Origin of the sequence: Planococcus sp. APC 3906 (genome assembly GCF_030407685.1) — a bacterium.
GTDB lineage: Bacteria > Bacillota > Bacilli > Bacillales_A > Planococcaceae > Planococcus > Planococcus koreensis.
The window spans coordinates 65,205-77,602 of sequence record NZ_JASDCW010000008.1 but is presented as its reverse complement, the minus strand read 5'-3'; the positions used below and the strand labels follow the sequence as shown (position 1 = coordinate 77,602).

The window sequence follows — 12,398 nt, the reverse complement described above, 5'->3', positions numbered from 1 at the left end:
TTTTTTAAAGCATCTCAATCAAACGTTGTCTCAATACTTCACGCTGGTCTGTATCGCGGCAGATGATGAGACAAGTATCATCTCCACAGATTGTGCCAAGAATTTCCTCCCAGTCCAAATGGTCGATCAATGAACCGATTGCATGGGCGTTGCCCGGCAAGGTCTTCATGATCAAGAAATGGCTGGCGCCGTCAATGCTGACGAACGCATCCGTTAAAGCACGGTGCAATTTCTGCATAGGATTGAAGCGCTGGTCAGCCGGCAAGCTATATTTATAACGGCCGTCCTGAAGCGGCACTTTTACTAAATGCAATTCCTTGATGTCTCTTGAAACAGTCGCTTGCGTTACTTCGTAGCCCGCTGACTTCAACAGGTCCACCAGTTCATCCTGTGTTTCGATTTCACGGTTTGAAATGAGATCACGGATTTTAATATGTCTTTGCCCTTTGTTCAATTGAAGTCCTCCTAAGGATGAATAATTATTCCATATACCTTATATCGTACCTTTATTCAGCCTGAAAAACAAGTGAACAAGAAAACAAGGGTTTTCAGGTCATTTCCGGTAGTTGAGAAAGTTAAAAAGAATAATTATGAGAGCCGATATTCCGCGGGAGCCGCTCTTTTTTGCTCCATATCGGGGATTTATATAACAGAAGATATTGCATTCTTTATTTCTTTAACAAAGGAACTGAAGAGAAGTAAAAAAGGGCTGCCGAGAATTTCTCGACAGCCCTTTTGGAATGTGCTTACAGTGTTTCGTGGGCCAATTTGACAAGGTTCGCTATTGCGTCATCGGACATCGGAGCGATTTCACTGCCTTCTGCCGCCGATTGCAGGTGGAACAGGAATTCAATATTCCCTTCGCCTCCGGTAATCGGTGAGAAAGACATATTTTTCACATGGAATCCCGATTGGATCGCGAAATTGCCGACTTTCGCCAGCACGTCACGATGCGTTTTCGGCTCCCGCACGATGCCTTTTTTGCCGACAGCTTCGCGCCCTGCCTCAAATTGCGGCTTGACGAGAGCAATCACATCACCGCCTGGCACAATTATTTGTTTCAGTACCGGCAAAATGATGCGCAATGAGATGAAGCTGACGTCGATTGTCGCAAACTCCGGCAAACCTTCTGTAAAATCTTCCGGCTTTGAATGCCGGAAATTGGTTTTTTCCATCACCGTGACCCGCTCATCCTGCCTGATTTTCCAGGCCAGCTGATTCGAGCCGACGTCCAAGGCGTAGCAATGCTTCGCGCCGTTTTGAAGGGCGCAATCCGTAAATCCGCCGGTCGATGAACCGATGTCGAGCATCAATTTGCCTTCGACCGATAAATCGAATTCGGCGAGCGCTTTTTCAAGCTTCAGCCCGCCGCGGCTGACGTATTTCAAGTCATTGCCTTTCATGCGCAATGGTGCGTCTTCAGCGATTTTCTCACCCGGTTTTTCCATGCGTTCTTCATTGGAAAATATAATGCCGGCCATAATGGCTCTTTTCGCTTTTTCACGCGTTTCACAGATGCCCCGCTCAACGAGCAGGACGTCTACACGCTCTTTTTTCGGTTTATTCATAGGACGTTCGATTCCGCCTTTTGCACAGCTGTCAATTTTTTCGCAATGCGCACCACTTCGTCGCTGTTTAAATGGATTTCGTCCATCAACTCGGCGACATCGCCGTGCTCGATAAATTGATCCGGAATGCCGAGGCGGTGGATGACCGCGCCGTAATATTCGTTTTCTTCCGCAAATTCAAGGACCCCACTGCCGAAGCCGCCTTGCAACACTGCTTCTTCCAGTGTGATGATTGGAATCTTGCGCCCGAAAATCGAATGCAGCATCGCTTCGTCCATCGGTTTGATGAAGCGTGCATTGACGACTTCCAGCTGGATTCCTTGCTCGCGCAATTGTTCAGCCGCATGAAGCGCCATGGGTATTGTTGTACCGAATGTCAGGATGACCGCATCGGCGCCCTTTTCCAATACTTCCCATGAGCCGATTGGCAAGCTTTTCAGTTCGCTGTCCATCGGTACGCCCAGTCCATTGCCGCGCGGATAGCGCAAAGCAATAGGTCCGCCGTTGTATTCAATCGCGGTTTGGACCATGTGCTGCCCTTCGTTTTCGTCTTTCGGCATCATGACGACCATGTTCGGCAGATTCCGCAGGAATGCGACATCGAATACGCCTTGATGTGTTTCACCGTCTGCTCCGACAAGGCCTGCCCGGTCAATGCCGATAAAAACGTTCAAGTTCTGGCGGCAAACATCGTGCACCACTTGGTCGTAAGCGCGCTGCAGGAAGGTCGAATAAATCGCCAAGAACGGTTTCATGTCTACTGCAGCCAGACCAGCCGCCATCGTCATCGCATGCTGTTCAGCAATGCCGACGTCATAGAAGCGGTCTGGAAATTCAGAAGCAAAACCGACAAGCTTCGAGCCAACCGGCATTGCCGGCGTAATGGCGACGATGCGCTCATCTTCACGCGCCAGTTTGCGCACAGTTTCCGCAATCAAGCCGCTCCATGAAGGCGCTTTGGATGAAGATGCAACCAAGTCGCCAGTTTCCATTTTATAAGGGCCAGTTCCATGCCACGTCCCGACAACATCGTTTTCAGCGGGCAGGAAGCCTTTGCCTTTTTTCGTGATGACATGAAGCAAGACAGGTCCCTTGGTTTTCTTGGCGTATTTCAGGTTTTCTTCAAGTTCTTCAAGGTCATGCCCGTCGATAGGCCCCAGGTACGTAAAGCCTAGCTCTTCAAAGAACATGCCGGAAACAACCAAATATTTCAAGCTGTCTTTGACGCGCTCTGCTGTAGAAGCGAGTTTTCCGCCAACCGCAGGAATTTTTTTCATCAAGTATTCCAAATCATCTTTGACTTTATTGTATTTGCCCGCTGTCCGCATTCTGCCAAGCACGCTGTGCATGGCGCCGACGTTTGGTGCAATCGACATTTCGTTGTCATTGAGGATGACGATCATATCGGTTTTTTCGTGCCCGATGTGGTTCAATGCCTCAAACGCCATTCCGCCGGTCAATGCGCCGTCTCCGATGATCGGGATTACGTGGTTGCCGGTTTTCTGGATATCGCGTGCTGCCGCCATGCCCATTGCCGCAGACAATGAAGTCGAGCTATGGCCCGTTTCCCAGACATCGTGTTCGCTTTCGATGCGTTTCGGGAATCCGCATAAGCCTTTGAATTGGCGCAGCGTATCAAACTGGCTGGCGCGCCCGGTCAGGATTTTATGGACGTATGACTGATGCCCAACGTCCCAAATCAATTTATCGGACGGGCTGTCAAACACTTTATGCAGCGCGAGCGTCAATTCGACGACGCCCAAATTGGGGCCGATATGGCCTCCGGTTCTTGATAAGTTTTCAATTAGGAATTTCCGGATATCTTCACTTAATTCAACGAGCTGATCATTGTTCAGCCCTTTTAAGAAAGATGGACTGGTAATCGTATGCAGATCCATTGCCATCACACACCTTCTATATAATTTTACCTTAGAGTAATCTGTCTTTATTATAACAATGTGAAGCCATAGTACAAATCAGAGTGTATGAGTTCAGCTTTTTCTTTTTACGATCAATGCTGTGAGTTCTTCGAGAAGCGACGTTTTTCCACCCAAAACCGAGACGGCTTGCAAAGCTTCGTTGGCGTGAAAATCCAGTTTTTCTTTCGCTTTTGGCAGCGTTAACAAGCCTGGATACGTGCTTTTTGCACTCGATTCATCCTTGCCTGCTGTCTTGCCAAGCTCTTGTGACGTTCCTGTGACATCCAAAATATCATCTTGGATTTGGAACGCCAGGCCGATGTGTTCGCCGAATTTGCCAAGCGCCACCATTTCTTCCGGCTGGGCATTGCCGAGTATCGCACCGGCAAGAATGCTGTAGGTTAGCAAAGCGCCTGTTTTCAAACGATGCACTTGTTCGAGTTCTTCAAGCGATAGTTTTTTCTCTTCGCCTTCAATGTCGAGTACTTGGCCGCCAACCATGCCTTCTGCGCCAGCCGCGACACTCAGCAAATCGATGAGGCGCACTTTGTCATCGCTTGATACGTGGTTCAAGCGGGCCAACACACCGAAGCTATAAGTGAGCAACGCGTCGCCGGCAAGAATCGCCACAGCTTCACCGAACACTTTATGGTTCGTCGGCATGCCGCGGCGCAAATCATCGTTGTCCATGCTTGGCAGATCGTCATGGATCAACGAATAGGTATGGATCATTTCAATCGATGCCGCAACTTTCAATGCGTCCGGATGGTCTTGACCCAATTCATGCAATACGGCCAGCAGCAGGATTGGGCGAATGCGTTTGCCTCCCGCCTGCAGCGAATAATGCATTGATTCCTTCAATGACGCCGGAATGGACAGCATCTGGATTTGGTCGGCAAGTTCCTGTTGGATCAACGGTTCATAATGGGCTCTGAATTCGCTTAAGTTCATTTGGCAGAACCGTCCTCAAGATTTACTGGCACTTCTTTGCCTTCTTGCATCATCGTCACCAATTGCTTCTCGGCATTCTGCAGTTTGTCGTGGCAGACTTTTGATAACTCCATGCCTTTTTGGTATAAAGTGAGCGCTTCCTCGAGCGGCACATCACCTTGCTCTAATTGACGAACAATTTCTTCCAATTGTTCCATTGCCTGATTGAACATGATTTCTTTTTCAGCCATCTTGTCGCTCTCCTTCACTTGTTAAGATTCGTTCGCTTACAGTCGTTTTCAAAACGCCGTCTTTCATGGAAATGCTTAAGCGATCGCCGGCTTCTACTTGCTCGACGCTTTTTATGACTTTGTCGTCTTTATAGGTGATGGAATAGCCGCGGTCCATGATTTTCAATGGGCTGAGCGCATCCAATGTCCGCATGGCTGAAGTTAATTGCTGGGTATTGTCCCGCACAGCCAGCGCGGCCAGCTGGTCAATCCTCTTTTTCAGTGCATCCAGCTCCAATGCAGATTGGCGGATTCGGCTCTCCGGGGTTCGAGTTGCCAGTTGTTTGTCCAAATTCTTGTAGCGTTCACGCGCATAATTGAATTGCTGGAACGTTTCCCGGCGCAGCGACTCGGTCGCCCGTTCCACCCGTTCAATAAACGGACGGTACAAACGGTCCGGATAAGCGAGTGGAAACGATGTCGTGAGACGCTCTAAAGATGCCTTTTCACGCGCTATGGCGTTTGCGGTCGTCCGGTACATGCCGCTGCGGTAATTAAGCAGACGGTCCAGAAGCTCTGCCTTGCTCGGCACTGCGAGCTCAGCTGCGGCCGTCGGTGTAGGTGCACGCAAGTCCGATACGAAATCGGCAATTGTCGTGTCCGTTTCATGGCCGATGGCACTGATAATCGGAATGCGCGATTGATAAATGGCACGCGCAACGGCTTCTTCATTGAACGACCATAAGTCTTCGATTGACCCGCCGCCGCGACCGACGATTAGTACGTCATAGTCCTTTTGATTCGCCGCCTGGATGGATTGCACAATCGACTGGGTCGCCTGTGCGCCTTGTACCAACGTGGGATAAATGACAACGTGTGCGAGGGGATAGCGCCGGTTCAGCGTGATGCAAATATCGCGGACAGCTGCCCCGGTCGGCGCGGTGACCACTGCGATGCGTTTTGGAAAACGTGGAAATGCCTTTTTATGTGCAGCATTGAACAGCCCTTCTTTGGCAAGCTTTTCTTTAAGCTGTTCAAATGCCAGGTAATAATCGCCGATGCCGTCAGACTGCATCGATTGTGCATACAGCTGGTACTGGCCGGATGCCTCGTATACATTGACGTCACCTCGGATCAGCACGGTCATGCCGCTTTCCGGCTTGAACTTCACCGCTTTGGCGTTTGCGGAGAACATGACTGCCGGCAGCCGCGACGCATCATCTTTCAACGTAAAGTAGATGTGGCCGCTCGTATGGATTTTAACGTTGGATAATTCCCCTTTTACGTAGACATCACGCAAATGAGGATCCACATCAAATTTCTTTTTTATGTATTTGGTTAATGCTTTTACGGATAAATACGGGTCGGCCGCCAAAATTTCAACCCCAATCTTAGAAATTAAAAAGCTGTCTTTCTTTCGAAAAACAGCTCATTTTTATTCATTTTACATGGTTTAGGCGTTTTTGTCTTTCTGCAGCCCATTTTCAGCAGAGTGGAGCGTATTTTCCATCAGCATCGCGATGGTCATCGGCCCGACGCCGCCTGGCACGGGCGTAAGATAGCCCGCAGTTTCCTGCACTGCAGCAAAATCGACATCACCGCAAAGTTTGCCGTTTTCATCGCGGTTCATGCCGACATCGATAACGGCAGCACCCGGTTTGACATGGTCGGCGCCGATGAATTTGGCGCGTCCGATTGCGGCGATCAAAATGTCCGCTTGTCTCGTATATGACGCTAAATCTTGGGTTTTTGAATGGCAAAACGTTACGGTCGCATCTTTTTGCAGCAGCAGCTGGCCCACCGGTTTCCCGACGATATTGCTGCGGCCGACGACGACGGCGTGCTTGCCGGCAGGATCGATGCCGTAATGTTCAAGAAGTTTCATGATGCCGTGCGGCGTGCACGGCAGGAACGCTTCTTTGCCGATCACCATATTGCCGACAGATATCGGATGAAAGCCATCGACATCTTTTGACGGATCGATCGCCAAAATCACTTTGAATTCGTCGATATGTTCCGGCAGCGGCAATTGCACGAGGATACCGTGAATTTCAGGGTCATTGTTCAATTCCTCGATTTTCGCCAGCAACTCTTCTTCGCTCAAATCCTCCGGGTATTGATGGAGATCCGAACGCATACCGAGCGCTTCACACGTTTTTTTCTTGTTTTTAACATATGTAAGCGAAGCGGAGTTTTCCCCGACCAGCACAACGGCCAGTCCAGGCGCAACCCCTTGTTCCTTCAAAGATTTCACACGCTCTTCCACTTGCTCTTTAATTTTCTGGCTTACTGCTTTTCCGTCGATAGTAATCGCCGTCACAAAAACCCCTCCAATTTAGTTTGCTAGTTCGTCAGTAAATTTCGACAGCACACCATTTACAAAGCGGCTGGATTTATCGTCTCCGAAAGTTTTGCTCAGCTCGATTGCTTCGTTCATCACGACGCTTGCCGGTGCATCTTCCATGAAAGCAAGCTCGAACACTGCCATGCGCAGAATCGTCCGCTCCACTTTCGGCAGGCGTTCAAGCGACCAGTTTTCAAGATGGCCTTTCAGCTTTTCATCGATCGCTGCCATATTCGCATGCGTACCTTCGACCAATAGCTCGTAAAAATTATCTTTCTCCACGGCCTCACCCATCACATGCTCACTAGCTTCACTGATTGTCAGCTCCGTGCCATCGATTTGGAATAAAGTCTGGAGCGCCTTTTCTCGTGCCTCATGTCGTTTCATATAATTTCCGGTCCCCTTTTCACACTAATTACCCCTCATTATACAGCTAATCCAATAGAAGTTCCAAGTTTGAAATGTTCAGACAAAACCATGCCCCGCCCTGCGGCGGGGCATGGTTTTTGCTTCGAAGCTAGTGAAGCGGAGCGTAACGATGCAGAAGCAATAGTTATACTCTTCACGAAGTTATAGAAATAAAATTCTATTACCTATACTGAATGTAAACAATACCGCCCTGCGGCGGCGGCTGGTTTTTGCTTCGAAGCTAGTGCAGCGATGCAGAAGCAATAGTTATACTCGTCGCGAAGTAAAAGAAATTAAAGCCTATTACGATTACCTAATAGCCCTCTGAATAATTAAAGCTCTGCTCCTGCATCGCTTCGCTTCTTCGTCGCAAAGACATTGTCCTCGCAGGCTTCGGCCATTGTCTTGCCCGCGGCAAGCGAGGCAGTTTTGCGAAGTATTACCCCTATATTGATTTTCAAAAATAAAAGCCGCCCAATAAGCCCGGGTTCCGGACTTATCGGGCAGCTTCTTAATGCTGCTCGTCTGTATGCGTCGTTTCAAATTGCACGCCGGTAATGTGGACGTTGACTTCCTGCGTCTGCAAGCTGGTCATATTCTCAAGCGTCGAACGCACATGTTCCTGTACTTTCTGCGCCGTTTTCGGAATAGACACGCCATAATTCACGACGCAATACACGTCAATCATCAATCCGCCTTCTGACAACTCGGATTTGACGCCTTTGCCGTGGACTTTTTTGCCCAAGCGCTCGACGACGCCTGAAGCAAAATTGCCGCGCATGCTGGCGATTCCTTCGATATCGGATACCGCAATGCTGGCGATGATCTCCAATACTTCAGGTGCCACTTCGATGCTGCCTAAATCTTGTGCGCCATGTGATTTCATGCGCAAATACGGTGCTGCTTTTTCAGCCATATGGCAACTCTCCTTTTAGGACTCTAAAACATCATATTTTTCGAGGAATTTCGTGTTGAAATCCCCGGATTTGAATACTTCGTGATCCATCAATTTCAAATGGAACGGGATCGTCGTGTGGACGCCTTCGATCGCAAACTCGCTCAATGCGCGTTTCATCTTGGCGATTGCTTCTTCGCGCGTATCAGCGAATGTGATCAGCTTCGCAACCATCGAATCGTAATACGGCGGTATCGTATAGCCAGGGTACATTGCCGAATCGACGCGTACGCCAAGGCCGCCCGGAGCTAAGTACATCGATACTTTTCCTGCAGACGGCATAAAATTCTTCGCCGGGTTTTCTGCGTTGATGCGGCATTCGATCGCCCATCCTTTAAACGTTACATCTTCTTGCGTATACGCCAAAGTTTCGCCTGAAGCGACTTTCAGCTGCTGCTGGATCAAGTCGATGCCGGTAATCATTTCTGTGACCGGATGCTCCACCTGGATGCGCGTATTCATTTCCATGAAATAGAATTTCTGGTTGACGGCATCGAAAATGAATTCGACCGTACCGGCACCGCGGTAATTGACGGCAAGAGCCGCTTTCACCGCGGCTTCGCCCATTTCAGCACGCAATTCCGGGCTGAGTGCAGGAGACGGCGCTTCCTCGACCAATTTTTGCATGCGGCGTTGGATGGAACAATCGCGTTCACCCAAATGGATGGCGTTGCCGTGCGAATCCGCCATCACCTGGATTTCCACGTGGCGGAAATCTTCGATGAATTTCTCGATGTATACACCTGGATTGCCGAACGCAGCGGCTGCTTCTTTTTGGGTCATGCGAAGGCCTGTGATAAAATCTTCACGGTTGCGGGCAACGCGTATCCCTTTGCCCCCGCCTCCTGCCGTCGCTTTGATGATGACCGGAAATCCGAGTTCTTCCGCGATTTCCAAGCCTTCTTTTTCGCTGCCGACAATGCCTGTGGAACCCGGGACGACAGGGACGCCTGCCAGCCTCATTGTTTCACGCGCGACATCTTTCGTGCCCATTTTCGAAATGGCTTCTGAAGTCGGTCCGATGAACATGATATCGCATGCTTCGCAAAGTTCTGCGAAACTGGCATTTTCCGCCAGGAAACCATATCCTGGGTGGATGCCGTCGCAATTCGTCAGTTTCGCTACGGAAATGATATTAGAAAAGTTCAAGTAACTGTCTTTCGACGCTTTAGGTCCGATGCAATACGCTTCGTCCGCAAGCTCGACGTGAAGCGCTTCCTTATCGGCTTCCGAATAGACTGCAACTGTCGCAATATCCATTTCTTTGCAGGCACGGATAATGCGGACAGCAATTTCACCGCGGTTGGCAATTAATACTTTTTTCATAGGGTTCCCCTCCTCAGTTCGCTTTTACGAGGAATAGAGGTTGGCCGTATTCAACCAACTGGCCGTCTTGAACCAGGATTTCCATAATTTCCCCATCCACTTCCGCTTCGATTTCATTGAACAGCTTCATCGCTTCTACGATGCAGACCACTTGGTCAGCGGATACTTTCGAGCCGACTTGTACATAAGCCTCATCTTCCGGCGATGGAGACTTATAGAATGTCCCAACCATCGGAGACAGGATTTTATGGAAGTCGCCGTTGTTTTCTGCCGCTAATTCAGGTGTTTCTTCAGAAATCAATTCTTCCGCTTTTGCAGCTGGTGCAGGTGCACTCGCTTCTGCTTTAGGTGCTGCAGGTGCAGATTGTGTTGCTGGGGCTTGTACAGCTCCGCCATTTTTCTTCAATTTCACTTTGACGCCTTCAGATTCATATGTGAATTCGTCGATTGACGATCCATCCACCAACTTGATAATTTCGCGAATTTCTTGGATTTTCAAATGATCCTACTCCCCTTTTATGTATATTTGTTGCCACTATCCCATTTTAGACTTTTTCAATCTATTTTGAAATAGCCAGCTGAATATTTAAAAAAAGGCCCCTATCAGATAGAGGCCGATTGCATGGATTACTGAGCGCGTGAAACGTACGAAGCATCCGTTGTATTGATGATCAGCTTATCGCCTTCGTTGATGAAAAATGGCACTTGAACGACAAGGCCAGTTGTCAATTTAGCAGGTTTCGTACCGCCGCTTGCTGTATCCCCTTTGATGCCTGGGTCTGTTTCAGCTACTTCAAGTATTACTGTGTTCGGCAATTCTACGCCAAGCACTTCGCCTTGGAATTGAATCACTTGAACTTCCATGTTTTCTTGCAGGAATTTCAATTCGTATTCAATGTTCTTTTCCGGCAATTCGATTTGATCGTAAGTTTCTGTATCCATGAATGCATGAACGTCGCCGTTTGCGTAAAGGTATTGCATTTTGTTGTTGTCGATTTGCGCTTTAGCGACTTTCTCGCCAGCACGGAATGTTTTCTCTGTCACACTGCCTGTACGCAAGTTGCGCAATTTCGTGCGCACGAATGCGGCACCTTTACCTGGTTTTACGTGTTGGAATTCCATCACGCGCCAAATAGCATTATCCACTTCTATTGTGACGCCTGTTTTAAAATCGTTTACTGAGATCATTTAATTTCCTCCGTTACTTGTAAAATACGCAATTCTTTTGTGGAGTGGGTCAATCGTTCATTGCCGGACTCGGTTATAAGTATATCATCTTCTATGCGGACTCCGCCAATACCCGGCAGATAAATTCCAGGTTCGACTGTCACAGCCATTCCTGGCTCAAGGACAGTCTGCGACTTGAACGACAAGCCTGGCGCTTCATGGACTTCCAGCCCGATGCCGTGGCCGGTCGAATGGCCAAATGCTTCCCCGTAGCCTTTCGACTTGATGTGGTCGCGGGCAATCGCGTCCGCTTCGATGCCGGTCATGCCGGGTTTGATGTTTTCGAGCGCGAGCACCTGGGAATCCAGAACGATCTGGTAAACTTCTTTCATCTTGTCAGACGGCTCACCGACAGCGACTGTGCGCGTGATGTCGGAGATGTAGCCATTGTAAAGTGCGCCGAAATCCAATGTGACCATATCGCCTTCTTCGATTTTCTTATCCGTTGCGACGCCGTGCGGCAAGGCGGAACGGCTGCCGGATGCGACGATGATATCGAAAGATGATGACGTCGCCCCTTGCTTGCGCATGAAGAATTCCAGCTCGTTCGACACTTCAATTTCAGCCATCCCTGGCTTGATGAACGTGCAGATGTGTTCAAATGCATCATCGGCGATTTTCGCAGCCGCTCTCAACACTTCCACTTCTTCCGGAGTTTTGATCATGCGAATTTTCTCGATCAATCCGCTGGCTGGCTTCAACTCGGCTTCAAGCTTTTCTGCGTATTGCGTATAAGAAGCGAACGTCACGTAATCCTGTTCGAATGATATCGATTCAAGGCCAAGTGATTTCGAAATTTCGGCAACCTCTTCCAATAAATTCGTCTTCGCTTGCACGACTTCGAACTCTTTCACTTGAGCTGTCGCTTGTTCCGTATAGCGGAAATCCGTGACGAAATAGGCTTTCTCCTGTGTGACAAGCGCAAGGCCGGCGGAACCCGTAAATTCCGTTATGTAGCGTAAATTAAATTGGCTCGTGATCAATAAAGCCTCGATGTTCTGCTCTTTCATTTCGTTGCGCAATTTTTGAAGTTTCACTTTTTTCATCCTTTCGATTGGGTTAATAGCAGCGCATGCAGCGCAAGCTTATAGACATCCTTGCCGAATCCGGTAATCTGTCCGGCGGCAACCGGCGCGATATGGGAATGGCGGCGGAATTCCTCCCGCTTGTAGACATTTGAGATATGTACTTCGATAACAGGAATCTGGATGGACGCAATCGCGTCGCGTATCGCAACACTTGTATGGGTATATGCCCCTGCATTCAGTACAATGGCGTCCGTGCCATCGTCCGCTGCCTGATGGATCCAGTCGATCAGTTCGCCTTCATGGTTCGACTGCAGGCAAGAAAGTTCAATCCCGTTGCCCGCTGAAAAATCCATCAGCTCGGTTTCCAGCTCCTCCAGCGTAAACGTGCCGTAGGCTTCCTTCTCACGCTTGCCGAGGCGATTCAGGTTCGGCCCGTTCAAACACAATACTTTCATTGACCCCA

14 protein-coding genes are annotated in these 12,398 nt (G+C 49.1%); all 14 read right to left on the bottom strand.

Going from position 1 to position 12,398, the window contains the following annotated elements; translation table 11 throughout:
* Positions 1-4: 4 nt before the first annotated feature.
* A complete protein-coding gene (gene ahrC, locus QMA09_RS06910; RefSeq protein ID WP_135501202.1) occupies positions 5-454 on the bottom strand; it encodes a transcriptional regulator AhrC/ArgR in 450 nt (149 codons plus the stop codon).
* Between the two features lie 292 nt (positions 455-746).
* Complete coding sequence (locus tag QMA09_RS06905; protein ID WP_290212535.1) at positions 747-1,568, bottom strand: TlyA family RNA methyltransferase; 822 nt, start codon at positions 1,566-1,568, stop codon at positions 747-749.
* Entirely contained in the window at positions 1,565-3,466 is a 1,902-nt protein-coding gene (dxs, locus tag QMA09_RS06900) for a 1-deoxy-D-xylulose-5-phosphate synthase (RefSeq protein WP_290212564.1), read from the bottom strand. Before dxs ends, QMA09_RS06905 begins: the two co-directional genes overlap by 4 nt.
* A 93-nt stretch (positions 3,467-3,559) precedes the next feature.
* Entirely contained in the window at positions 3,560-4,438 is an 879-nt protein-coding gene (locus tag QMA09_RS06895; protein ID WP_290212534.1) for a polyprenyl synthetase family protein, read from the bottom strand.
* Positions 4,435-4,668, bottom strand: coding sequence for an exodeoxyribonuclease VII small subunit (xseB, locus tag QMA09_RS06890; RefSeq protein WP_135501209.1), 234 nt, complete (start codon positions 4,666-4,668; stop codon positions 4,435-4,437). The genes QMA09_RS06895 and xseB overlap by 4 nt, the downstream gene beginning before the upstream one ends.
* The gene (gene xseA / locus QMA09_RS06885) at positions 4,661-6,022 is read right to left on the bottom strand and encodes an exodeoxyribonuclease VII large subunit (RefSeq protein WP_290212533.1); all 1,362 of its coding nucleotides are present in this window, start codon (positions 6,020-6,022) and stop codon (positions 4,661-4,663) included. The genes xseB and xseA overlap by 8 nt, the downstream gene beginning before the upstream one ends.
* 78 nt (positions 6,023-6,100) lie before the next feature.
* Positions 6,101-6,967 (bottom strand): bifunctional methylenetetrahydrofolate dehydrogenase/methenyltetrahydrofolate cyclohydrolase FolD, encoded by an 867-nt coding sequence (folD, locus tag QMA09_RS06880; protein ID WP_135501213.1) that lies wholly within the window; start codon positions 6,965-6,967, stop codon positions 6,101-6,103.
* Between the two features lie 15 nt (positions 6,968-6,982).
* Positions 6,983-7,378, bottom strand: a complete 396-nt coding sequence (gene nusB, locus QMA09_RS06875; protein WP_135501215.1) for a transcription antitermination factor NusB — start codon at positions 7,376-7,378, stop codon at positions 6,983-6,985.
* Between the two features lie 532 nt (positions 7,379-7,910).
* Positions 7,911-8,315 (bottom strand): Asp23/Gls24 family envelope stress response protein, encoded by a 405-nt coding sequence (locus tag QMA09_RS06870; protein ID WP_290212532.1) that lies wholly within the window; start codon positions 8,313-8,315, stop codon positions 7,911-7,913.
* Between the two features lie 15 nt (positions 8,316-8,330).
* Positions 8,331-9,680: an acetyl-CoA carboxylase biotin carboxylase subunit gene (gene accC / locus QMA09_RS06865; protein ID WP_135501219.1), complete on the bottom strand. Its 1,350-nt coding sequence runs from the start codon at positions 9,678-9,680 to the stop codon at positions 8,331-8,333.
* Between the two features lie 13 nt (positions 9,681-9,693).
* On the bottom strand, positions 9,694-10,179 hold the full coding sequence (accB, locus tag QMA09_RS06860) for an acetyl-CoA carboxylase biotin carboxyl carrier protein (protein WP_290212531.1): 486 nt from the start codon (positions 10,177-10,179) through the stop codon (positions 9,694-9,696).
* A gap of 128 nt (positions 10,180-10,307) precedes the next feature.
* On the bottom strand, positions 10,308-10,868 hold the full coding sequence (gene efp, locus QMA09_RS06855) for an elongation factor P (protein ID WP_135501223.1): 561 nt from the start codon (positions 10,866-10,868) through the stop codon (positions 10,308-10,310).
* The gene (locus QMA09_RS06850; protein ID WP_290212530.1) at positions 10,865-11,953 is read right to left on the bottom strand and encodes a M24 family metallopeptidase; all 1,089 of its coding nucleotides are present in this window, start codon (positions 11,951-11,953) and stop codon (positions 10,865-10,867) included. The genes efp and QMA09_RS06850 overlap by 4 nt, the downstream gene beginning before the upstream one ends.
* The gene (gene aroQ / locus QMA09_RS06845) at positions 11,950-12,390 is read right to left on the bottom strand and encodes a type II 3-dehydroquinate dehydratase (protein ID WP_135501227.1); all 441 of its coding nucleotides are present in this window, start codon (positions 12,388-12,390) and stop codon (positions 11,950-11,952) included. Before aroQ ends, QMA09_RS06850 begins: the two co-directional genes overlap by 4 nt.
* Between the last annotated feature and the right edge of the window lie 8 nt (positions 12,391-12,398).

Bases quoted from the DNA above. Each gene is read 5' to 3' on its own strand.
- efp (WP_135501223.1), bottom strand. From the start codon at position 10,868: ATGATCTCAGTAAACGATTTTAAAACAGGCGTCACAATAGAAGTGGAT.
- QMA09_RS06850 (WP_290212530.1), bottom strand. From the start codon at position 11,953: ATGAAAAAAGTGAAACTTCAAAAATTGCGCAACGAAATGAAAGAGCAG.
- QMA09_RS06905 (WP_290212535.1), bottom strand. From the start codon at position 1,568: ATGAATAAACCGAAAAAAGAGCGTGTAGACGTCCTGCTCGTTGAGCGG.
- QMA09_RS06895 (WP_290212534.1), bottom strand. From the start codon at position 4,438: ATGAACTTAAGCGAATTCAGAGCCCATTATGAACCGTTGATCCAACAG.
- nusB (WP_135501215.1), bottom strand. From the start codon at position 7,378: ATGAAACGACATGAGGCACGAGAAAAGGCGCTCCAGACTTTATTCCAA.
- dxs (WP_290212564.1), bottom strand. From the start codon at position 3,466: ATGGATCTGCATACGATTACCAGTCCATCTTTCTTAAAAGGGCTGAAC.
- QMA09_RS06870 (WP_290212532.1), bottom strand. From the start codon at position 8,315: ATGGCTGAAAAAGCAGCACCGTATTTGCGCATGAAATCACATGGCGCA.
- accC (WP_135501219.1), bottom strand. From the start codon at position 9,680: ATGAAAAAAGTATTAATTGCCAACCGCGGTGAAATTGCTGTCCGCATT.
- xseB (WP_135501209.1), bottom strand. From the start codon at position 4,668: ATGGCTGAAAAAGAAATCATGTTCAATCAGGCAATGGAACAATTGGAA.
- aroQ (WP_135501227.1), bottom strand. From the start codon at position 12,390: ATGAAAGTATTGTGTTTGAACGGGCCGAACCTGAATCGCCTCGGCAAG.